Source organism: Actinomycetes bacterium (assembly GCA_036510875.1).
In the GTDB taxonomy this organism is placed as follows: domain Bacteria; phylum Actinomycetota; class Actinomycetes; order Prado026; family Prado026; genus DATCDE01.
Genome location: DATCDE010000019.1, coordinates 1 through 21,229, shown reverse-complemented (window position 1 = coordinate 21,229; position 21,229 = coordinate 1). Strand labels below are relative to the sequence as shown.

Annotated in this window: 17 protein-coding genes and 2 pseudogenes; 8 read left to right on the top strand and 11 right to left on the bottom strand. The window is 73.1% G+C overall.

All coding sequences use genetic code 11. From position 1 onward, the window contains the following. Positions 1-403 precede the first annotated feature (403 nt). Positions 404-2,839, top strand: a complete 2,436-nt coding sequence (locus tag VIM19_01210; GenBank protein HEY5183533.1) for a glycoside hydrolase family 3 C-terminal domain-containing protein — start codon at positions 404-406, stop codon at positions 2,837-2,839. On the opposite strand, the pseudogene VIM19_01205 reads toward VIM19_01210, so the two are convergent. From VIM19_01205 to VIM19_01190, 4 genes and pseudogenes are all read right to left on the bottom strand, one after another. Further along, positions 2,821-3,211: pseudogene (locus VIM19_01205) on the bottom strand (MmcQ/YjbR family DNA-binding protein). The gene VIM19_01210 and the pseudogene VIM19_01205 sit on opposite strands and share 19 nt — an antisense overlap. Before the next feature lie 77 nt (positions 3,212-3,288). Beyond that, positions 3,289-3,744 carry a hypothetical protein gene (locus VIM19_01200; GenBank protein ID HEY5183532.1) on the bottom strand — a complete coding sequence of 152 codons (456 nt, stop codon included), beginning with the start codon at positions 3,742-3,744 and terminating at the stop codon, positions 3,289-3,291. Positions 3,745-3,777: 33 nt separating this feature from the next. Next, the gene (locus VIM19_01195) at positions 3,778-3,975 is read right to left on the bottom strand and encodes a hypothetical protein (protein ID HEY5183531.1); all 198 of its coding nucleotides are present in this window, start codon (positions 3,973-3,975) and stop codon (positions 3,778-3,780) included. Positions 3,976-4,057: 82 nt separating this feature from the next. Continuing rightward, the gene (locus VIM19_01190; GenBank protein ID HEY5183530.1) at positions 4,058-4,312 is read right to left on the bottom strand and encodes a Smr/MutS family protein; all 255 of its coding nucleotides are present in this window, start codon (positions 4,310-4,312) and stop codon (positions 4,058-4,060) included. A gap of 68 nt (positions 4,313-4,380) precedes the next feature. On the opposite strand from VIM19_01190, the gene VIM19_01185 reads away from it, so the two are divergent. Continuing rightward, entirely contained in the window at positions 4,381-5,100 is a 720-nt protein-coding gene (locus tag VIM19_01185; GenBank protein HEY5183529.1) for a VIT1/CCC1 transporter family protein, read from the top strand. Then, the gene (locus tag VIM19_01180) at positions 5,093-5,944 is read left to right on the top strand and encodes a hypothetical protein (protein HEY5183528.1); all 852 of its coding nucleotides are present in this window, start codon (positions 5,093-5,095) and stop codon (positions 5,942-5,944) included. Before VIM19_01185 ends, VIM19_01180 begins: the two co-directional genes overlap by 8 nt. On the opposite strand, the gene VIM19_01175 is transcribed toward VIM19_01180, so the two are convergent. From VIM19_01175 to VIM19_01160, 4 genes are all read right to left on the bottom strand, one after another. Then, positions 5,934-6,776, bottom strand: coding sequence for an NUDIX domain-containing protein (locus tag VIM19_01175; protein HEY5183527.1), 843 nt, complete (start codon positions 6,774-6,776; stop codon positions 5,934-5,936). The genes VIM19_01180 and VIM19_01175 overlap by 11 nt on opposite strands. A 46-nt stretch (positions 6,777-6,822) precedes the next feature. After that, positions 6,823-7,719: a pirin family protein gene (locus VIM19_01170; GenBank protein HEY5183526.1), complete on the bottom strand. Its 897-nt coding sequence runs from the start codon at positions 7,717-7,719 to the stop codon at positions 6,823-6,825. Positions 7,720-7,735: 16 nt separating this feature from the next. Continuing rightward, positions 7,736-7,930 (bottom strand): DUF5302 family protein, encoded by a 195-nt coding sequence (locus tag VIM19_01165; GenBank protein HEY5183525.1) that lies wholly within the window; start codon positions 7,928-7,930, stop codon positions 7,736-7,738. 65 nt (positions 7,931-7,995) lie between these two features. After that, positions 7,996-8,985, bottom strand: a complete 990-nt coding sequence (locus tag VIM19_01160; GenBank protein HEY5183524.1) for a pirin family protein — start codon at positions 8,983-8,985, stop codon at positions 7,996-7,998. A gap of 106 nt (positions 8,986-9,091) precedes the next feature. On the opposite strand from VIM19_01160, the pseudogene VIM19_01155 reads away from it, so the two are divergent. Beyond that, a pseudogene (locus tag VIM19_01155) lies at positions 9,092-9,451 on the top strand (DNA/RNA helicase domain-containing protein). Between the two features lie 28 nt (positions 9,452-9,479). Here VIM19_01155 and VIM19_01150 read toward each other — a convergent pair. Further along, positions 9,480-10,979: an MFS transporter gene (locus VIM19_01150; GenBank protein ID HEY5183523.1), complete on the bottom strand. Its 1,500-nt coding sequence runs from the start codon at positions 10,977-10,979 to the stop codon at positions 9,480-9,482. 246 nt (positions 10,980-11,225) lie between these two features. On the opposite strand from VIM19_01150, the gene VIM19_01145 reads away from it, so the two are divergent. From VIM19_01145 to hrpA, 4 genes are read left to right on the top strand one after another with little or no spacing between them, the layout of a single operon-like run. After that, entirely contained in the window at positions 11,226-12,035 is an 810-nt protein-coding gene (locus VIM19_01145) for an alpha/beta hydrolase (protein ID HEY5183522.1), read from the top strand. Between the two features lie 6 nt (positions 12,036-12,041). Beyond that, positions 12,042-12,614, top strand: a complete 573-nt coding sequence (locus VIM19_01140; GenBank protein ID HEY5183521.1) for a TetR-like C-terminal domain-containing protein — start codon at positions 12,042-12,044, stop codon at positions 12,612-12,614. Continuing rightward, on the top strand, positions 12,596-13,096 hold the full coding sequence (locus tag VIM19_01135; GenBank protein ID HEY5183520.1) for an NUDIX domain-containing protein: 501 nt from the start codon (positions 12,596-12,598) through the stop codon (positions 13,094-13,096). The genes VIM19_01140 and VIM19_01135 overlap by 19 nt, the downstream gene beginning before the upstream one ends. Positions 13,097-13,116: 20 nt before the next feature. Beyond that, positions 13,117-16,956 carry an ATP-dependent RNA helicase HrpA gene (gene hrpA, locus VIM19_01130; protein HEY5183519.1) on the top strand — a complete coding sequence of 1,280 codons (3,840 nt, stop codon included), beginning with the start codon at positions 13,117-13,119 and terminating at the stop codon, positions 16,954-16,956. Between the two features lie 9 nt (positions 16,957-16,965). On the opposite strand, the gene VIM19_01125 is transcribed toward hrpA, so the two are convergent. Continuing rightward, the gene (locus VIM19_01125) at positions 16,966-18,039 is read right to left on the bottom strand and encodes an alpha/beta hydrolase (GenBank protein ID HEY5183518.1); all 1,074 of its coding nucleotides are present in this window, start codon (positions 18,037-18,039) and stop codon (positions 16,966-16,968) included. 193 nt (positions 18,040-18,232) lie between these two features. Then, positions 18,233-21,052, bottom strand: a complete 2,820-nt coding sequence (locus VIM19_01120; GenBank protein ID HEY5183517.1) for an FAD-linked oxidase C-terminal domain-containing protein — start codon at positions 21,050-21,052, stop codon at positions 18,233-18,235. Between the last annotated feature and the right edge of the window lie 177 nt (positions 21,053-21,229).

Genomic DNA, 21,229 nt, shown 5'->3' with positions numbered 1-21,229 from the left:
CGACCTCATCGCCCGACCCGACCCCCGGCCCACGCGACCGTCCCCTCCTGTCAGCCGTGGCCACCCACCCAGTCTCGAACGCCTGCCCGCAGGACGCCCCTGGCGCAAAGACCCGCCCCCGCACTCCGGTTAGATGGATAGACCGAAGATGTCTTTCGGAAGAAACCTTGTCAAGTATGCGGACCGCGCTCGGACGAAACGTCGGATGCCGCGGACCCGAGCTCCGACGTCGCCCGCTCCTCGTGGTACCAGTCGATGTCGACGACCGTCCGACTCGTTCCTCGCCCGGACCTGGGGCGGCAGCGGCAACAGCTCCGATCGCCACCCGCACGGTCGCAGCCGGCCGGATACTGGCATGCGGCTGCACACGGCAACTCGTCGACGCAGACGTGGGAGGACGGCGATGAGGGCGACCGAACTGACCCTCGCCGAGCAGGCGACGCTCACGGCCGGACGGGACCTGTGGTCCACGCAGCCGGTCGAGCGGCTCGGCGTCCCGTCCGCGGTCCTCACCGACGGCCCGCACGGCGTGCGGATGCGGCGCTCGACCGACGAACTCGAGCTCGGCGACGCCGTGCCCGCCACCTGCTTCCCCACGGCGTCCGCGCTCGCCGCGACCTGGAACCTCGCTCTGCTCGAGCAGGTCGGGGTCGCCCTCGGGGAGGAGGCCAGCGCGCAGCAGGTGAGTGTGCTTCTCGGTCCCGGCGCGAACATCAAGCGGACGCCGGTGTGCGGGCGCAACTTCGAGTACTTCTCCGAGGACCCGCTGCTGTCGTCGGCCCTCGCCGCTGCCTGGATCAGCGGCGTGCAGAGCACGGGGGTCGCCGCCTCGCTCAAGCACTTCGCCGCGAACAACCAGGAGAGCCGTCGCTACAGCATCGACACTCTCGTCGACGAGCGCGCGCTGCGCGAGATCTACCTGGCCAGCTTCGAGCGAGCGGTCGTGGAAGCCCGACCGGCCACCGTCATGGCCGCGTACAACCAGGTCAACGGCGTCCACGCGAGCGAGCACCGCGAGCTGTTGACGACCATCCTGCGGGACGAGTGGGGCTTCGACGGGCTCGTGGTCTCGGACTGGGGGGCGGTGTTCGACCGAGCCCTCGCCGTCGCGGCCGGCTGCGACCTGCAGATGCCCGGGTTCGACGGCCAGGGCGACGCCGGCGTGGTGGCCGCCGTCCAGGCGGGACGACTCGCGGGTGCCGCGCTGGAGGCCTCGGCCGAGCGGATGCTGCGCCTGATCGAGGCCACCGCGGGTGCCCGGGAGCCGGGGCACCCCTACGACGTGGACGCCCACCACGCGTTGGCCCGGCGGGCCTCGGCCGAGGGCACGGTGCTGCTGAAGAACGACGGCGGGCTGCTCCCGTTGGCGCCGTCCGCGCGGGTCGCGGTGGTGGGGGAGTTCGCGACGGTCCCGCGGTACCAGGGGGCCGGCAGTTCGCTGATGAACCCGCACCGGGTCGACGACGCGTTCACGGCGATCAGCGCGCTGGTCGGCGCGGACCGGGTGACCTACGCGGCGGGGTACCTGCGCAACCGGGACGAGGTTCAGCCGGCGCTGCTGGACATGGCCCGTGCGGAGGCCCGCGACGCCGACGTCGTGCTCGCGTTCGTCGGCCTGCCGGAGGCGTACGAGACCGAAGGCGTGGACCGCGCGCACCTGCGGCTGCCGGACAGCCACGACGCGCTCGTGCGGGCGCTCGTCGAGGTCAACCCGAACGTCGTCGTGGTGCTGAGCAACGGGGCTCCGGTGGAGATGCCGTGGGTCGCCCAGGTCCCAGCCGTCGTCGAGGCCTACCTGGGTGGGCAGGCCGGAGGCGGCGCGGTCGCCGACGTCCTGTTCGGGGTGGCCGAGCCGGGCGGGCGGCTCGCTGAGACGTTCCCGCGCCGGTGGTCGGACAACCCGGTCTCGGCGCTGCCGACCGGGCCGCGACAGGTCGAGTACCGGGAGAGCCTGTACGTCGGGTACCGGTACTACGACAGCGTGGCCGCCGAGGTCCTGTTCCCGTTCGGGCACGGCCTGGGCTACACGACGTTCGGCTACGCAGGGCTCGACCTGGGCCCGGCCCAGGTGGACGACGGTGCGGAGCTGCGGGTGACCGTGACGGTCACGGTGACGAACACCGGCGACCGGGCCGGCTCCGAGGTGGTGCAGCTGTACGTGCACGACGTCGAGAGCTCGGTCTTCCGGCCGGAGCAGGAGCTCAAGGCCTTCGCCAAGGTGTGGCTCGCCCCGGGGGAGTCGCAGGCGGTCACCCTCGACCTGGACCGCCGCGCCTTCGCGGTGTGGGACCGGCAGCAGCACGGCTGGACGGTCGAGCCCGGCCGGTTCGAGATCCGGGTGGGTTCGTCGTCGCGGGACATCCGGGCGCGGGCGGTCCTGGAGGTGGCCTCCGCTGGTGTCGAACTTCCACCGGACCGGCCGGCGCTGGCGCCCTACCGGGACCTGTCGATGTCCCGCGGCTTCGACCGCGCCGCGTTCCAGGTGCTGTACGGGAGCCCGCTGCCGGACAACGTCGCCGAACGCCGCGGCCAGTACACGATGGACACCCCGCTCGCGGCCATGCGCCAGTCGCTGGTCGCCAGGGCGCTGGTGCAGGTCCTGCGCCGGGCGGCCACCAAGATCGTGGGCAGCGACGAGGACGGACCGATGGCCCTGCTGGTCGACCGGGTGGTCCACGAGATGCCACTTCGGGTGCTGCCGATGCTCAGCCAGGGCAAGGTCGGCTCGCCGGTGGCCACGGCGCTGCTGGCGGTTGCCAACGGCCGGCCGCTCGCGGGGGCCGCCAAGGTCCTGGCCGCGCTGCGACCCCTGCCCGGGCGTCAGCGCGCCGGTGGGTAGTCGCGGCTGAGCCGCTTGGGCGCGCGCAGCAGCCACGCCTCGGTGATCAGCTCCTTGAGATCCCGGCGTCCGATCCGTTCCAGACGCACGAGGATCGCTGGGTAGCCGTCGAAGTGCGACGTCGTGAAGTAGACGTCGGGATCCTCAGCGAGCAGCGCCTCCTTGACCCCGAGGTGGGCGACCCGGACCCCGAGGATGGGGCCGGTGGGGGCGCTGGCCCCCCAGCTCCTCGAGGTCGCGGCGGCGTAGCGGCCGCTCCCACACGAACCCCTTGTCGTTGACCCGCCACTCGCCGGTGCCCTCGCGCGAGGTGCGCTCGACCGCCTCGGGGAGCGCCAGCGCCAGCCTCCGGACGTCGGCCCAGGTAGCCATGCCACCGGATGGCAGGGGCGACGCGTACGGCCGGTCGATCACCGGTGTACCTGGACACGGACCTTCGCCCTGCCCGGTCAGCCCTTCTGCATCGCCGCTATGGTCGCTACGATCTTCTCGATCTCCACGTCCTGCGCGGCCAGGTGCGCCTGGATCTGCAAGGCCGTGTGCAGCACCGCGTCCGCGTCCTCGTAGGTCGCCTCGGCGCGCTTGTCGGCGGCCTTCGCCTGGACGTTCTGCCCGACGATGATGATCGGCAGCAGCACCAACTGGAGGAAGGTCTGGGCGATCCAGGCCACGATGATGATCGCGTTGTGGCTCTGGACCGCCGCCGGGAGGCTGATCAGCGCCAGCAATGTGAACAGGTAGGCCGCCCACATGCTGCCCACCGCCACAGTGATCAACAGGCCGAAGTGGGAGTTGAACCGCGCCATCGCGGTGTCCTGGGGCAGTTGGTCGGCGACCTTGGGCGGCCCGACCTTCTTGCGCTGCTCGATGCGCGGGTGGGGGATGTGCGTGAAGACAGTCGACATGTGGTCAGGATGTCAAGTCGATCCTGGCTTCGCCTACCCGTAGAAGGACTGGAGCGCCTGGTAGACGACGAACGCCGGCCACACCACTGCCTTGAGGACGGCGAAGACGTACTCCCAGAACGTGTCGGCCCGCTGCAGGAAGTAGATCAGCGCGCCGATCAGGCCGAAGCCGTAGACGGCGTTGCCGGTGGTCGTGCAGGTGCTGTTGCGGACGGTTGTGGAGTCGGGCATCGGACCTCCCTCGAGTCGGTCGGCTCCATCGTGCCGACGTTCCGCACGGCTGGTCAGAGTCCAACGACACCCGGTGCGCCGGCTACTTCCAGCGGAAGTGCACGAAGATTCGGCCCCAGTTGTTCGAGTCCTTCTCGACGCGGTGATAGCGGGCCTTGACGTCCGGCTGGTCCAGGTAGCGCAGCACCCGCTTCTTGAGCTGACCGCTGCCCTTGCCGGGGATGATCTCCACCAGTTTCGCCTTCTTGGCTTCCGCCTCGTCCATGATCCCGCGCAGCGCGCGGTCGATGTCGTTGCCCCGGTTGTAGACGTCGTGCAGGTCCAGGGTGAGCTTCACGGCGTCCATCAGCTCATGGTCGTCGCCTCGCGTCAACGATGCTCCGCTCGTGGTGGAGCATGGCCCCCATGACCTTCTTCGCGCCGCACGGTGAAGCACACCGGGGCCACCGGTCCGGATGGCTGCGGGCCGCCGTCCTCGGGGCCAACGACGGGCTGGTGTCGACGTCCAGCCTGATGGTGGGTGTCGCCACGGCGAGCAGCGCCCACGCCAGCGCCGTCCTCACGGCCGGTCTGGCCGGGCTGACTGCGGGGGCGATGGCCATGGCGGCCGGTGAGTGGGTCTCGGTCAGCTCGCAGGGAGACGTGGAGCGGGCCGACGTCGAGCGGGAGCGCCGCGAGCTGGCCAGCCAGCCGGAGGCGGAGCTCGAGGAGCTGGTCGCCATCTACGAGGAGCGCGGACTGTCGCGCGGGCTGGCCGAGCAGGTGGCCCAGGAGCTGAGCAAGGGCGACCTCGACGATCGCGTGGCCGTCCATGCCCGGGACGAGCTCGGCCAGAGCGAGGCGTCGCACGCCCGACCCGATCAAGCGGCGCTCGCCTCGGCTGCGAGCTTCGCCGTGGGCGGGCTGGTGCCCTTCCTCGGGATGCTCGGCCCGGCCAGCGGCACCGCCCGGATCCTGCTCATCGTCGCCGTCACGGTCATCGGGCTCGCGGTGGCCGGCATTCTCGGGGCCGTGGCTGCCGGCACCTCCTGGGTCCGTCCGACGTTGCGGGTGGTCCTCGGCGGCAGCGCCGCGATGGCCGTGACCGCGCTGGTCGGTCACCTGGCCGGCGTCGCGGGTGTCTAGCCGGCTCGCGCTGCTCGGTGCCCTGGCTACCGCGGTCTGCTACGGGGCCGGCTCGGTGCTGCAGGCCTACGGGGCGCGGCGGACCCACCAGGGCGACGGCCTGGACCCGAGGCTGATCGCCCGGGCGCTTCGTGAGGGTCCGTACCTGGCCGGGCTGGCCTTGGACCTCCTGGGTTTCGCGCTGTCGCTCGCGGCGCTACGCGGGCTGCCGCTGTTCGTGGTCGAGGCGGCGATCGCGGCGAACCTCGCGGTCATCGCACTGTTGTCGGTCCCGGTGTTCGGCGAGCGCCTGGGCGCCGTCGACTGGGCGGCCGTGCTCGCGGTCGTCCTCGGGCTGGCCCTGCTAGCGGCCGCGGCGGCCGCTGGACCGGCCGACACGGTCGGTGCCGGGCTGCGCTGGGCCATGGTGGCGCTGGCCGGGCTGAGCGTGGCCTTGGGAATCCCCGCCGCCCGGCTGCCTGGGCCGCTGGCGGCCGCCTCGCTGGGGGGCCTGGCCGGCCTGGCCTTCGCCGCCGTGGGGGTCGGGGCGCGGGTCGTGCGTGACCCCGGCTCGCCGACGGCGCTGCTGCACGACCCGGCCGCGCTCGCCGTCCTGCTCGGCGGCGTGGGCGGGATCCTGCTGTACACCACGGCGCTGCAGCGCGGATCGGTGACTCGCGCCACTGGGACGCTGGTCGTTGTGGAGACCGCGGTGCCGGCGCTGATCGGCCTGGTCTGGCTGGGCGACCGCGCCCGCACCGGCTGGGCCCCCGTCGCCGTGGTCGGGTTCGTGCTGGCCGTGGTCGGAGCGGTCACGCTGGCCGGCCTGCAGGGCCGGGTGGAGGAGAGCGGCGTCAGCCGCTGAGTGCCAGCAGCCAGCCTGGACCGGCCACCTGGACGGCGGTCGCGTGGACCCGGCTGCGCAGTCCCCGGTCGGCGGTGACTGCGATGACCTCGGAGCCGGCGTCGGTCAGGGCCGCGGCGGTGGTGACGACGGCGTCGTCCCCCGAGCCGTCGGCGCGGACCACCTGGGTCCACGACGCGTCACCCACCGAGCGCGCCTGCCCTTCGACCACGGCGACGACGCGGGCGACGACCCGCGTGCCGCCCCCGGGGTCGATCAGGGTGCGCGCGCGCAGCGTGTCCAGCGAGGCGAGCAGCCGGGACGTGGCGCCGGCGCGGTCCTTCCACCAGCCATCGGGGCGCGAGCCCACGACGTTGGCGGCGTCCACCAGCAAGGTGGCCGGCCGCGCCTGCACCTCCCCCCAGGTCGCGGCGAAGCCGGGGTGCAGCTCGCGGGACTCGACGTCCGGCAGCGCCACCCAGTCGAGCTCGATGCTCTCCTGGTTGAGCTCGGTGGCCAGTGGGCTCGGGGTGTCGGCGTAGACGGTCGTGTAGGACCATCCGCCGTGGTCGTCGACGAAGGTGTGCCTGGTGCGCACCAGGCTCCGGTCGAGGGCGGTCTCCTCGGTGGCCTCGCGCAGCGCGGCCGCCACCGCCTCCTCGTGGCTGTCGCGCGCGCCCCCGGGCAGCCCCCACGTGCCACCGTGGTGGCTCCACTCGGCCCGGTGCTGCAGCAGCACCCGTGCGGCTCCGGCGTCGTCCACGGCGTGCAGCAGCAGGCCGGCGGCGCCGTGCCGGCCCCAGTGCCGGTGGCCCCGCGCACACTCCACCCAGCCGTTCCCGTCGTGGTCCACCCCCCTTGGGTACCAGACCACAACGGGTGTTGCGGCGCGCGGGGCCTCAGCCGCGCGGCGCCCAGACCGGTTGCGGGGCGGGGATGCGAGCCAGCGATGAGGCGACCCGCCCGAACCGCTCCTCGTGCTCCTGCCAGGCCCGGACGGCGGCGTCGATCTCGTCGTGCGTGCGGGCCACGAAGTTCCACCACATGATCAGCGGTTCGGTGAACGGTGCGCCGCCGAGCAGCAGCACCCGCGCGGTGTCGCGAACGGTGACCGACACCTCGGCGCGGCCGGTCCCGAAGGCAGCGAGCGCGTGCGGCCGGACGACGTGCTGGCCCACCGAGATCTCGCCGTCCAGGACGAGCAGGGCGTACTCGAAGTCGGGCCGCAGCGGCCAGGTCGTCCTCCCGGCGCGCACCGCGGCGTCCGCCCCCACGATCGGGCTGTCCTGCCGGGCCAGCGACCGCGCGCCGGCGAACTCGCCGACGAGCACGGTGAGCTCGCTGTGGTCGACCTCCGCGCGCGGCAGGACGGCGTGGTGCTCGAAGCCGGGCGTGCCGTCGCGATGGGTGTCCGGCTGGGCGACCCACAGCTGAACCCCGTGCAGGGTGCCCCGGTAGGTGTCGCTCGCCTCCTCGGCGTGCGCCACCCCGTGGCCCGCGGTCATCAGGTTGAGCTGGCCCGGACGGATCAGCTGCTCGGTCCCCAGGCTGTCCCGGTGCAGCACCGCACCCTCGAGCAGCCAGGTGACCGTGTGCAGGCCGGTGTGCGGGTGCGGCCCGATGTCCAGACCCTTCGTCTCGGTGACCGGCTCGGGCCCCATGTGGTCGGCGAAGCACCACGGACCTACGGTGCGCAGACCGCGGCGGGGGAGCGCTCGGTGCACCGGTATCCGGCCGACGACGGACTCGCGGCTCGGGTACACCGCGACATCCGTCGTCCCGAGGTTCCCACTCACGGTCGGGAGGTGGCGGTCAGCCGCCGGCCTTGCGACGGAACTCGCGCCGTCCGCCGTGCTGGTGGGTGTCGGTGCCGCCGTGCGGCGACTGGCCGTGACCGGTCTGGCCGACGCCCTCAGCGCCCTGACGCTTCTTGCGCTCCAGTGCCTGCCGGAACTGCTCCTTGGGGTCGCCGCTGCTGGGGCTGGTCTGCTCTGGTTCGGCTGCCATGCCTTCAGTCTCCCCTGTCGAGGTGCGGGCCGCCAACAAGACGGTGGACCTGGGCGGTGCTGGCTCTATTCGGCGTCCGGCGTGCTGGCGTCGACGTCGGCGTGCGCCGCGGGGATGCTGCCGAGGCGACCGGCCTGGTAGTCCTCGAACGCCTGGACGAGCTCGGCCCGGGTGTTCATGACGAACGGGCCGTAGGCGGCGACAGGCTCGCGGATCGGCTGCCCGCCGAGGATGAAGACGTCCAGGGCGTCCACGCGGGAGCCCTGCTTCGGGGCCGCCGCCACGGTGATCGTGTCGCCGGCGCCGAAGACGGCCAGCTGTCCGGAGCCGAACGGCCGGCGCTCGGCGCCGACCGTGCCGGCGCCGCTGAGCCCGTAGACCAGGCCGTTGAAGTCCGACCGCCAGGGCAGTGTCAGGGACGCGCCCGGGGCGAGAGTCGCGTGCAGGAGGGTGATCGGTGTGTGGGTCGAGCCGGGGCCGGGCTGACCGCCGACCTCTCCAGCGATCACGCGGACCAGCGCGCCGCCGTCCAGCGAGCTGAGCAGGGCGACCTTGGATGAGCGGATGTGCTGGTAGCGCGGCGGTGCCAGCTTCAAGGTTCGGGGGAGGTTGACCCACAGCTGCAGGCCGTGGAACAGGCCGCCGCTGACGACCAGGTGCTCCGGCGGCGTCTCGATGTGCAGGATGCCGGCGCCCGCGGTCATCCACTGGGTGTCCCCGTTGGTGATCAGACCGCCGCCGCCGTTGGAGTCGGAGTGGGCCATCTCGCCATCGATCATGTACGTGACGGTCTCGAAGCCGCGGTGCGGGTGCCAGGCCGTGCCCTTGGGCTCACCCGGCGCGTACTCGACCTCACCCATCTGGTCCATGTGGATGAACGGGTCGAGGGCGCGCAGGTCGACGCCGGCGAACGCACGCCGGACCGGGAAGCCCTCGCCCTCGAACCCGTGGGGCGCGGTGGTCACGGCGACCACCGGGCGATCAACGTCAACCTCAGGGTGAGTCTCAGGTATGCGTGGCAGAGCCAGCGGGTTGTCGACCGTGACGGCGGGCATGCGGGGAACCTCCGGGATCGCAGCGTTTAGGTCAACGATCAACTAAAGCGAATCAGCATCGTAGATGTTCCCAGCCCGCGGCGCGACGAGGCGACCTCCTGGCGGCTCGTTCTGGGCCATCGATCCAGCCGGCTTCGACCAGGTCGGCTGCCTGTACACGGCGCAGGGCTTCGAGTACGGCTGGAACGGGGTGATCCTCGGGTCCGACCTGGTGTGGCGCGCCGACCGCTGGGTGGCGGATCGTTCCGCCAGCCACGACTCCGCCGTACGGCGCGGCTCGCCGGAGGACTCCGACCGTGCGGTACGCAACACCTACAAGTTGCTGCTGACCCGTGCCATGGAGGGCACGGTGGTGGTGTCGACGGACGCCGAGACCCAGGCCCTGCTGCGTCGGCTCGTTCGGCCCGCGGAGCGGTCCGGGACCGAGCCCGTCGATCAGCACGCGGCGGCTCCGCGACCCCCCTGACCCGTGCCGCCGTGGCCGCGGCCGCGGGTCAGCCCAGGTGGACCGGCACGTCATCGTCCGGCTCCTGGAGCGACTCCTTGCCGATGCGGATCAGGGCCAGCACGACCACCGCCGCCAGCAGCATGAGACCGGTGCTGACCATGAAGGCCTTGGTGTAGCCGGCGGTCAGCGCCTCGTACTGCGTCGTCGTCGTCGGCGGGAGGTGCGACGTGATGTAGCTCGCGGTCACCGTGACTGCCACCGTGTTGAGCAGGGCGGCACCGATCGACCCGCCGACCTGCTGGCTGGCGTTGATCAGCGCGCTCGCCACGCCGGCGTCGTGGTGGCCGACGCCGTGCAGGGCCGTGCTCGCCGTCGGGATGAACACGAAGGCCATGCCGACGCTCATGAGCAGCATCGCGGGCAGCACGTGGGTCAGGTACGGAGAGTCGTACTTCAGGAAGGTCAGCCAGTACAGGCCGGACGCCGCCATCAGCAGGCCCGGGACCATGAGCGGGCGTGGCCCCAGCTTGGGCAGCAGGTAGGACGCCACTCCGGCGGTCAAGATGATGCCGATCGAGAACGGCAGGAACGCGAAGCCGGCCCGGATCGGGCTGAAGCCCTTGATGACCTGGAGGTAGAGCCCGAGGAACAGGAACATCGAGAACAGTCCCGCGCCGGTGATCAGGCTGGACAGGTAGGCGCCGCCGCGGTTTCGTTCGAGTGCGACCCGCATCGGGAGCAGCGGGTTGGAGGTGCGCAGCTCGATCAGCACGAACGCGACAAGCAGCACCACCCCGGTGACCAGGAAGGCCAGCGTGGCCGGCTCGGTCCAGTGCGCGCTGATGTCGCCCTGCTTGGGCGCCGCCTTCGTCAGGCCGTACACCAGGGACACCAGCCCGAGCGTCACCGTGATCGCCCCGGGGATGTCGTAGGAGGTGTTGCCCGGGGCCTTGGACTCCCGGATGAAACGGATGGCGCCGAGCGCCGCGATGATCGAGATCGGGGTGTTCACGGCCAGGCACCAGCGCCAGGACGCGTACTCGGTGAGCACCCCGCCGAGCAGCAGGCCGATGGCCGCTCCGCCGCCGGCGATCGCACCGAAGATGCCGAACGCCTTGGCCCGCTCCTTGGGATCGGTGAAGATCACGCTGACCAGCGACAGGGCGGCTGGCGCCAGCAGGGCCGCGAACCCTCCCTGCAGCGCGCGGGCGGCGAAGAGCACGCCCGCGGTGGGGGCGATACCGCCGAGCAGCGAGGCGAGGGCGAAGCCGATGAGTCCGATGAGGAAGGCGCGCTTGCGCCCCACGTAGTCGGCGATGCGGCCACCGAGCAGCAGCAGGCCGCCGAAGGTCAGCGTGTAGGCGGTGATGACCCACTGCTGGTTCGCGTCGCTGATGCCGAGCGCGCGCTTCGCACTCGGCAGGGCGAGGTTCACGATGGAGGCGTCGAGCACCACCATCAGCTGGCTGATGCCGATGAAGATCATCGCCTTCCAGCGCAGCGGGTCTTTCTCGCCGACCTGGGGGACGGCGGGGGCGGTGGTCATGCGAGCTCCACGGGGTCGGGGCGGACGGGTGGCGAGGGGATGACCGGTCTGGTGGCCGTGACAACCGGCCGCCTACCGTGCCGATTCCCCCCGACCGGTCCGCTACCCGATATCGGCCCTTCGACGTCCGCCCGGCCGGCGTCCTTGATGGGCGGGTCTGTGCGGTGGTGCGCACGGAAGGGCGCCCCTTCATGCGGGTGGCGGCGGGGGTTGACGGGACTGGCTAATCATACTAGCCTGGTGGCTATGACTACGAGCATGAGTGCGGAGACCAGGTTCCTTGACCGCGGCGAGGAGCGGATCGGCTGCGACGTCACCGGGGACGGGCCGCTCGTCATCTGCGTGCCGGGCATGGGCGACCTGCGCAGCGTGTCCCGGTTCGTCGTGCCTGAGCTGGCCGCGGCCGGCTACCGGCTGGCCACGATTGACCTGCGCGGGCACGGTGCGAGAGACCCGACCTTCAGGTCGTATGACGACGTCGCGACCGGCGAGGACATCCTCGCCCTGGTCGAGCACCTCGGCGGTCGCGCCGTCCTGCTGGGCAACTCGATGGCCGCCGGGTCCACGGTGTGGGCCGCGGCGAAGCGACCGGAGGTCATCGCCGGACTGGTCCTGCTCGGGCCGTTCGTGCACAACACACCCATCAACGTGCTGGTCCGGTGGACCATGCGGCTGGCGATGGCCGGGCCGTGGCGCACCCCGGTGTGGCGCTTCTACCTGCCGGCGATGTACGCCGGTCAACGCCCCGCCGACTTCGAGGAGCACCGAGCGGCGGTCGTGGCCAGCCTCAAGCGCCCCGGCTACCGTGCCGCCTCCCCAGCCACGTCGCACACCTCGCACGCCCCGCCGAGGAACGGCTCGACCGGGTCACGGCGCCGACGCTCGTGGTCATGGGGGAGCGCGACCCCGACTTCAACGACTCGGCCCGGGAGGGCCAGTGGGTGGCCGAGCAGTTGCGGGGCGAACTGCTGCTGGTCCCGGACGCCGGCCACTACGCGCAGGCGCAGCGTCCGGACCTGGTCAACCCCGCTGTCCTCGAGTTCCTCGCCCGGGTGACGCCGGGTGCCCAGGGCGGGCCTCAGCCACGACATCGTGGTGCACGAGGCGGCCGACGTCGCTGACGTGACCGGCTGGGAGCACCTGAGCCTGGCCGCCGTGGCCGCGCGGTTCGGGGTGAAGCTGCCCAGTCTGTACAAGCACATCTCCTGGCTGGACGGTCTTCGTCGCGACGTCGCGGTGCTGGCCACCCGCGAGCTGGGCGCCACCCTGTCAGCAGCGGCGGTCGGCCGCGCCGGTGGTGACGCGCTGCGAGCCGTCGCTGAGGCGTACCGCGGCTTCGGGCGCGCCCATCCGGGCCGCTACGCGGCCACGGTCCGGTCTCCGGCCGCTGGCGACGGCGAGCACCTGGCCGCGGCCGGCTCGGTGCTGCGGGTCGTGCTCGCCGTCCTGGCCGGGTACGGGCTGAACGGCGACGACGCCGTCGACGCAACGCGCGCCGTGCGCGCCGGCCTGCACGGGTTCGTCACGCTCGAGGCCGGGGGCGGGTTCGGCATGCCGCAGGACGTCGACCGCAGCTTCCGGCGCATGGTCGACGCCCTGGACGACACCATGACCGCATGGGTAAGCGTCGGATGACCAGGCGCAGCGCGGGGATCCTGTTGTGGCGCCGCACCGCCGGCAGCGGCGTCGAGGTGCTGCTCGGCCACATGGGCGGTCCGTTCTGGGCAGGCAAGGACGCCGGCGCGTGGTCGGTGCCCAAGGGCGAGCACGAGGACACCGAGCCTGCGCTCGTGGCCGCCGTCCGCGAGTTCACCGAGGAGCTAGGTCTGCCGGTTCCGGTCCCGGTCGAGCGGCTGGTCGCGCTCGGCGAGGTGCGCCAGGCGGGAGGGAAGCGGGTCGAGGTGTGGGCCGGTGAGGGCGACCTCGACCCGTCGGCCATCACGCCGGGGACGTTCGCTCTGGAGTGGCCGCCGCGGTCCGGGCGGCTGGTCGAGTTCCCCGAGATCGACCGGGCCGCCTGGTTCGGGCTCGACGAGGCAAGCGCGCGGATCGCGGCCGGCCAAAGGCCGTTCCTGGACCGGCTGGCCGCACGCCTCGACGCCCCGGGTGGCGCCTGACCCGCAGAATGGACGCCGTTGTGTCCACTCCCCGTGACGAGCTGACTGCCCGGCTGCCCGCGCTGCTGCTGCGCGACGAGCGGCGGCTGGCGCGGCGGCTGGGCCGGCGCGACCTCGACCTCGCCGCGTTCGAGCGGGACCTCGTTGCCGCTGAGCAGCGGGTGGCCCGCCGGCGGTCCTCGGTGCCCACGCCGACGTACCCGCAGGAGCTGCCGGTCTCGGCCCGGGTCGAGGACATCGCGGCCGCCCTGCGCGACCACCAGGTGGTCGTCGTCGCCGGCGAGACCGGCTCGGGCAAGACCACCCAGCTGCCCAAGATCTGTCTCGAGCTCGGCCGTGGTGTCCGAGGGGCGATCGCGCACACCCAGCCGCGGCGGATCGCCGCCCGGGCCGTTGCCGAGCGGCTGGCCGAGGAGCTCGACGTCCCGCTGGGCCGGACCGTGGGCTACCAGGTGCGGTTCACCCGGCACACGACCGCGGACACCCTCGTCAAGGTTATGACCGACGGCGTGCTGCTCGCCGAGATCGCGCACGACCCCGACCTGCTGGCCTACGACACGGTCATCGTCGACGAGGCGCACGAACGCAGCCTGAACATTGACTTCCTGCTGGGCTACCTGACCCGGCTGCTGCCGCGGCGGCCGGACCTGCGCGTGGTCATCACCTCGGCCACCATCGACCCGCAGCGCTTCGCCGACCACTTCGGCGGCGCGCCGGTCATCGAGGTCTCCGGGCGCACCTACCCGGTCGAGGTCCGCTACCGGCCCTACGACGAGGAGCAGGGCGACCAGGTGCAGGCCGTGCTGGACGCGGTCGACGAGCTGGCCCACGAGGGGCCCGGCGACGTGCTGGTCTTCCTCTCCGGCGAGCGCGAGATCCGAGACACCGCCGAGGCGCTGCGCCGGCACCACGTGGCCGGCACCGAGGTGCTGCCGCTGTTCGGCCGGCTGTCCGCGGCGGAGCAGCACCGGGTCTTCGCCACGCATCCCGGCCGCCGGATCGTGCTGGCCACCAACGTGGCCGAGACGTCCCTCACCGTCCCGGGCATCCACTACGTCGTGGACGCCGGCACCGCGCGGATCTCCCGGTACAGCCACCGGCTGAAGGTGCAGCGGCTGCCGATCGAGAAGATCTCGCAGGCCTCGGCCCAGCAGCGGGCCGGCCGGTGCGGCCGGCTCGCCGAGGGCGTGTGCGTCCGGCTGTTCGACGAGGAGGACCACGCGGCCCGGCCGGAGTTCACCGATCCGGAGATCCTGCGCACCAACCTGGCCGCGGTCCTGCTGCAGATGGCCGCGCTCGACCTCGGTGACGTGGCGGAGTTCCCGTTCATCGACCCCCCGGACCGACGCTCCGTGCGCGACGGCATCGCGCTGCTGGACGAGCTCGGCGCGCTGGAGCCCGGCGACCAGCCCCGGCTCACCGACCTCGGACGCCAGCTGGCCCGGCTGCCGCTCGACCCGCGGCTCGGGCGGATGGTGCTGGAGGCGGGACGGCTCGGCTGCGTGCGCGACGTGCTCGTGGTGGCGGCCGCGCTGTCCATCCAGGACCCTCGGGAGCGGCCGTCGGACGCCCAGGAGCAGGCGGACGCCGCCCACCTCCGGTTCGCCGACGAGTCCAGCGACGTGCTGGCGCTGCTCAACCTGTGGCAGTTCATCGAGGAACAGCAGGCGGCGCTGTCGTCATCTGCGTTCCGGCGGCTGTGCCGCGCCGAGTACCTGCACTACCTGCGGATCCGGGAGTGGCAGGACCTGGTGGCCCAGCTGCGGGACGTCGCCACCCGCGACCTGGGGCTGAGCCTCAGCGGCGGGTGGTCGCACCCGGACCACGTGCACCGGGCGCTGCTGGCCGGGCTGCTGTCGCACATCGGGCTGAAGGAGCCGGAGGGCCGCGACTACCTGGGCGCCCGCGGGGCGAAGTTCGTGCTGTGGCCCGGGTCCGCGCTGGCCCGCAAGCAGCCGCGCTGGGTGATGGCGGCGGAGCTGGTGGAGACCTCGCGGCTGTTCGCCCGCACCGTGGCCAGGGTCGACCCGCAGTGGATCGAGAGCGCCGCCGAGCACCTGGTCGTGCGCACCTACAGCGAGCCGCACTGGGACCCCGACCGCGGTGCGGTGATGGCCTTCGAGAAGGTGACGTTGTTCGGGATCCCGCTGGTGGCGCGGCGCCGGGTGGGGTACGCGCGGGTCGACCCGGTGGTGTCCCGCGAGCTGTTCCTCCGGCACGCCCTCGTCGAGGGGGAGTGGCGCACCCACCACGCCTTCGTCGAGCGCAACCGGGCGACGATCGAGCAGGTGCAGGTCCTCGAGGACAAGCTGCGCCGGCGGGACGTCGTCGTGGACGAGGAGGCGCTGTTCGACTTCTACGACGCTCGGGTGTCGGCGTCCGCGGTCTCGGCCCGCCACTTCGACGCCTGGTGGAAGAAGGCCCGGCACGAGGATCCGGTCCGGCTGGACCTCACCCCAGCGGACGTGCTGGCGGACCGTTCGCTGCCCGATCTCGAGCTCTTTCCGGACAGCTGGAGGGTCGGTGACGTCGTCGTCCCGCTGTCCTACCGGTTCGCGCCGGGGGAGCCGGACGACGGCGTCACCGCCCACCTGGTACTGACCGGCCTCAACCGGCTGCCGGCCGCTGCGTTCAGCTGGGGGGTGCCGGGGCTGCGGGCCGAGCTCGCAACCGCACTCGTGCGAGGGCTGCCGAAACCGCTGCGGCGGCTGCTGGTTCCCGCGCCGGACACGGCCGCGCGCGCACTGGCCACGATGACGCCGGACGAGCGGACGCCGTTCGAGGCCGCGCTCGGCGCTGCGGTGCTTCGGTTGACCGGGGTGCAGGTTCCGCCGGCCGCCTGGCCGCGGGCCGAGCTGACCGACCACCTGCGCGTGCACCTGTCGGTCGAGGACGGCGAGGGGCGCGTGCTGGCTCTGGGCGACGACCTCGACGAGCTGCGCCGCCGGCTGGCCGGGCAGCTGCGGTCCGCGATCGCGTCGGCGCTGCCGTCCATGGAACGGACCGGCTTGGTGGACTGGCCCGGCGCCGAGCTGCCGCGGGTGGTGGACACCGAGCGTGACGGGCTGCGGGTCACCGGGTACCCCGCACTGGTCGACGAGGGGGAGGCGGTCGGCGTCCGGGTGCTCGCCTCGGCGGCGGAGCAGGCGGCGGCGATGCCGCCGGGGACCCGTCGGCTGTTGCTGCTCACGGTGCCATCGCCGGCGCGCGCCCTGTTGGAGTCCCTCGGCGTCGGGGAGAAGCTGGCACTGGCCAGGGACACGGGCGGGCACCCGGCCGACGCCGTCCGGGACTGCGTCGCCGCCGCGGTCGATGCGCTGGTGGCGGAGCGTGGTGGACCCGCGTGGGACGCGGCCGGGTTCGCGGCGCTGCGGTCATTCGTGGCTGAGCGCCTCGTGGTGACGGCGACCGGGGTGCTGCGAGCCGCCGGGGAGGTGCACGGCGCCGCCTACGTGGTGCGCGAGCAGCTGGCCGTGCCGGCGCCCGAGCGGATGCGGCCGGCGTTCGAGGACCTCGCGGTGCAGCTGGCCGCGCTGGTGCCTGCTGATGTCGCCACGAGCAGCGGGGTGTCCCGGCTGCCGCACGTGCTGCGGTACCTGCGGGCCATGCAGCGGCGGCTTGACCTGGTGCCCAAGGACGTCGAGCGCGACCTCGTGCTGATGGACCGCGTGCACGTCGTCGAGGACGCCTGGCATGACGCGCTCGACGCGCTACCGGCTGGGACTCCGGTGCCGGCCGAGCTGGCCGACGTCCGCTGGCTGCTCGAGGAGCTGCGGGTCAGCCTGTTCGCCCAGCAGCTCGGCACCGCCCAGAAGGTCTCCGAGAAGCGCATCCTCCAGCTCCTCGCCGACTCCGCATGAAGGGACTCTTCATGCAGGGCGGTGGAGGGCGGTGGCCAGGGCATCGGCCAGCTCTCGGACGGCGGCCGCGGCGACCGGCAGGACCCCGGCCGCGTTGACGAATCCGTGGATCAGCCCGGGATGGACTCGCAGCGTCGTCGGGACGCCCGCGTCCGTCAGCCGCCGCGCGTAGGCGACAGTCTCGTCACGCAGCACGTCGAAGGCCCCGACCGTGACGTAGGCGGGAGGCAGCCCGGCGACTTCGTGCGCGAGCAGCGGCGAGACCCGTGGGTCGCTAGCCAGCGACGGGTCCGGCAGGTACGCGGTGCGGTACCAGTCCATCTGGGCCTCGGTGAGGAAGTACCCGACGGGGTACTCGCGGTAGCTCTCGGACTTCCTGGACAGGTCGGTGGCCGGGTACACCAGGGCCTGGAAGGCCGGGGCCGGCCCGCCGTCCAGCGCGGCCAGCAGCGAGACTACAGCCGCCAGGTTGCCGCCCGCGGAGTCGCCAGCGACCGCGATCCGGTCGGGGTCGGCGCCGAGCGCGGCGGCGTTGCGGACCGCCCAGCGGAAGGCGGCCAGCGCATCGTCCACGGCCGCCGGGAACGGCGCCTCCGGCGCGAGCCGGTAGTCCACCGCAAGCACCGGCAGCCTGGCCGTGTGGGACAGGAAGCGACAGCACGGGTCGTGGCTGTCCAGGTCGCCGACCACCCACCCGCCCCCGTGGAACCAGACCACGAGCGGGCCCGGCCGCTGCGCCCCCTCGGGGAGGTACAGCCGGGCGCCCAGGGGTCCCTCGGCGCCGTCCACGGTGAGCTGCTGAGCGATCACGTCGGCGGGACGGCGCCCGGCAAACTGGGCCGCCTCCAGCCGGATCGACTCACGGGCCTGGGCCACTGGCAGGGTCTCGAAGGAGGGCCTCGGATCGGCGGCCATCAGACGCAGGACCAGCTGCACCTGGACGTCGAGCGGGCCGTAGTCCCCCTCGATCACCGGCCCTGCGAGCAGCCGCTGGGCGCGGGCCGGAAGGTGGGCGAGGGTCTGGACGACGCCCGCCTCGAGCCGCTGTCGGCGGGACAAAGGGCTGGACTGGTCGACGGCCATCACGCCAGTATCCGCCTCGGGATCGAGCGGCGACCAGGCATTGGAGCGGTTCACCCGTCGTCCCGGGACTGGCAGCAGCACGCTCCGCGCCGGGGCCGCCCCTGACGTCACCCCGCCCGGCCGAAGGGGTGCCCCGTTCCCCGCCGTCCGATGAAGAGTGGGTTGTTGCGACCTTGCGCGCAGAAGGGCACCTTCATGCAGAAGGGGGGGTGGGAGGGGGGAGGAGGAGCTGGGCCAGGTGGACGGCGTCCACCGCTGCGAGGTCGGCCATCTGGGTGTGGCAGGAGAAGCCGTCGGCGAGCACCACGGCGGAGGGCTCGCGGTCGCGGATCGCGGGCAGCAGCGCGTTCTCGGCCACGGCCACCGACACGGCGTAGTGCCCCCGCTCGGCGCCGAAATTGCCGGCCAGTCCGCAGCAGCCGCCGAGCCGCTCCACTTCGACGCCGGCGGCGTACAGCAGTCGCGCGTCGGTGTCCCAGCCCATCACCGCGTGGTGGTGGCAGTGCGGCTGTGCGACGGCGCGGGTCCCGGTGAGGTCGGGCGGGGTCCAGCCTGGGGTGTCCAGCAGCAGCTCAGCCAGGGTGCGGGTGCCGCCGGCGACGGTGGCAGCGGCGGCGGTGCCGAGCAGGTCCACGGCGTCCGACCGCAGCACGGCCGCGCACGAGGGCTCCAGGCCGACGACCGGTACGCCGGCCTCGACCCCCGGGAGCAGGGCCGAAACCGTCTGCCCCACAAGCCTCTTCGCGGTGTCCAGCTGCCCGGTCGTGATCCAGGTCAGCCCGCAGCACAGGCCGGACGGCGTCAGCCGGACCGCGTACCCGGCGTCCTCGAGGACCTGCACCGCCGCGATCCCCACCTCCGGCCGGAAGTGCTCGGTGAAGCTGTCCACGAAGAGCAGGACCGGCGGTCGGTCCGCGCTGCCTACCCCACCAGCCCGGCGGCTGAACCAGCGGTGGAACGTCACCTCGGCGAACCGCGGGAGACCACGGCGGGAGTCGACCCCGGCCGCCCATCGCGTCACGCGGGCCACGGTCGGCCGGCCGAGCACGGCGTTGGCCAGCCGGGGGGCGCGCGAGGCAAGCCGCGACCAGCGGGGCAGCCAGCCGAGCGTGTAGTGCGAGCGCGGGCGCAGCCGGCCGCGGTAGGACTGGTGCAGCACCTCCGCCTTGTACGCGGCCATGTCCACGCCGGTCGGGCAGTCCGACGAGCAGCCCTTGCAGGCCAGGCACAGGTCCAGCGCCTCGCGCACTTCCGGCGAGCGCCAGCCACCCGTCACCGTCGTCCCGTTGACCATCTCCTGCAGCGCCCGGGCCCGGCCGCGGGTGGAGTCCTTCTCCTCGCGGGTGGCCAGGTAGGACGGGCACATGACCCCGCCGTCCGCGCTGGTGTCGGCCAGGCACTTGCCCACGCCGGTGCAGCGGTGGACGGCGGCGCTGAAGTCCCCGCCGTCGTGGCGGTAGCCGAGCGCGAGCTCCTCCCGCAGCGGCCGGGCCTGGACCACCCGCAGGTCGGCGTCCACCGGTCGCGGGTCGACGAGCACCCCGGGGTTGAGCAGGTTGTCCGGATCGAACAGCGCCTTGACCCGGCCGAACAGGGCCAGCGCCGAGCCGGAGTACATGAGCGGCAGCAGCGCGCTGCGGGCCCGGCCGTCGCCGTGCTCGCCGGACAGCGACCCCCCGTAGCCGGCCACCAGTGTGGCCGCGTGCGTGAGGAAGCTGCGGAACACGCCCACCCCGGACGACGACTCGAACGGGAAGTCGATCCGGATGTGCACGCAGCCGTCACCGAAGTGCCCGTAGGGGACGCCGGCCAGCCGGTAGTCGGCCAGCAGCCGCTCGAAGTCCCGCAGGTACGCACCCAGCACGGCCGGGGGCACCGCGGCGTCCTCCCAGCCGGAGTGCGCCGGCGCGCCGGCCGGCGTGCGCCCGGCGAGCCCGGCGCCGTCCTCCCGGATCCGCCACAGGCCGGCCGCGACGCGCGCGTCGGTGACCACCATCGCGTCGAGTGCGGCGGCGTCGGCGACCACCGCGCGGGCCATGGCCGCCACCTCGGACGACGTCTGTCCGGTGACTTCGACGAGCAGCCAGCCGCCGCCCCGCGGCATGACGGGGACGGCGCCCGGGCCACGCCGCGCCCGCACGACGTCGAGGATCCGTCCGTCGATTCCCTCGCAGGCGGTGGGCCGGTGCACCAGCAGGGCCGGCACCGCGTCGGCCGCGGTAGCCATGTCGGGATAGCCGAGGACGACCAGCCCGCGACGGGCCGGCTCGGTCACCAACCGGACGGAGGCGCCCAGCACCACGCCGAGCGTGCCCTCAGTGCCGACCAGCGCCCTGGACACGTCGAAGGACCGTTCGGGGAGCAGGTGCTCGAGGGAGTACCCGGAGACCTGGCGGCTGAAGCGGCCGAGCTCGGTCCGGATCGTGGCCAGGTCCCGGCCGACCACCGACCTCAGCTCGGCCAGCAGCGGTTCGGACGCCGCTGCGGCGCCATCCGCCCCGAGGTCGAGCCGCTGGCCGGTCCCGGTGAGCAGCTGCAGGCCCAGCACGTTGTCCGCCGTGCGGCCATAGCCGAGCGCGCGCGAGCCGCAGGCGTTGTTACCGATCATGCCGCCGAGGGTGGCCCGGTTGTGGGTCGAGGGATCCGGGCCGAACCGCAGCCCGTGTGGGGCGGCGGCCCGCTGCAGCTGCGCCTGGACGAGTCCCGGCTCGACGGTCGCGGTTCGTGCCTCGGCGTCGACCGCCAGCACCCGGTTGAGGTGCTTGCTGAAGTCGAGCACCACACCGCTGCCGACGGCGTTGCCGGCGATCGACGTCCCGGCCCCGCGGGAGGTCAGCGGGACGCCGAGTCTTCGGCACACGTCGAGGGTCGCGGCCACCTCGTCGACGTCACGCGGGCGCACCACCGCGGTGGGCAGCACCCGGTACAGCGAGGCGTCGCTGGAGTACAGCGCCCGGGTCAGGGTGCTGTCGTCGACTTCGGCCAGGCCGGCGCGCCGCAGCGCGTCGACCACCTCGACTTGCGGTGGCGCGGAGCGCTGCCCTGCGGGGATGTCTGGCTCCTAGTGCGGATGGGGATGCGGATGCGCGTGCTCGGTGGCGGTCGGGCCGGGGTCGCCCCACCGTAGTGGCTCCTGCTCGTAGCGCCCCTCGTGGGCCACGATCGGGCGGCGGTCGCCGGCCAGCTCGGG

Excerpts from the sequence above, each read along its gene's own strand:
- VIM19_01210 (HEY5183533.1), top strand. The coding sequence starts at position 404 with ATGAGGGCGACCGAACTGACCCTCGCCGAGCAGGCGACGCTCACGGCC.
- VIM19_01200 (HEY5183532.1), bottom strand. The coding sequence starts at position 3,744 with ATGTCGACTGTCTTCACGCACATCCCCCACCCGCGCATCGAGCAGCGC.
- VIM19_01195 (HEY5183531.1), bottom strand. The coding sequence starts at position 3,975 with ATGCCCGACTCCACAACCGTCCGCAACAGCACCTGCACGACCACCGGC.
- VIM19_01185 (HEY5183529.1), top strand. The coding sequence starts at position 4,381 with ATGACCTTCTTCGCGCCGCACGGTGAAGCACACCGGGGCCACCGGTCC.
- VIM19_01165 (HEY5183525.1), bottom strand. The coding sequence starts at position 7,930 with ATGGCAGCCGAACCAGAGCAGACCAGCCCCAGCAGCGGCGACCCCAAG.
- VIM19_01160 (HEY5183524.1), bottom strand. The coding sequence starts at position 8,985 with ATGCCCGCCGTCACGGTCGACAACCCGCTGGCTCTGCCACGCATACCT.
- VIM19_01150 (HEY5183523.1), bottom strand. The coding sequence starts at position 10,979 with ATGACCACCGCCCCCGCCGTCCCCCAGGTCGGCGAGAAAGACCCGCTG.
- VIM19_01145 (HEY5183522.1), top strand. The coding sequence starts at position 11,226 with ATGACTACGAGCATGAGTGCGGAGACCAGGTTCCTTGACCGCGGCGAG.
- VIM19_01135 (HEY5183520.1), top strand. The coding sequence starts at position 12,596 with ATGGGTAAGCGTCGGATGACCAGGCGCAGCGCGGGGATCCTGTTGTGG.
- VIM19_01125 (HEY5183518.1), bottom strand. The coding sequence starts at position 18,039 with ATGGCCGTCGACCAGTCCAGCCCTTTGTCCCGCCGACAGCGGCTCGAG.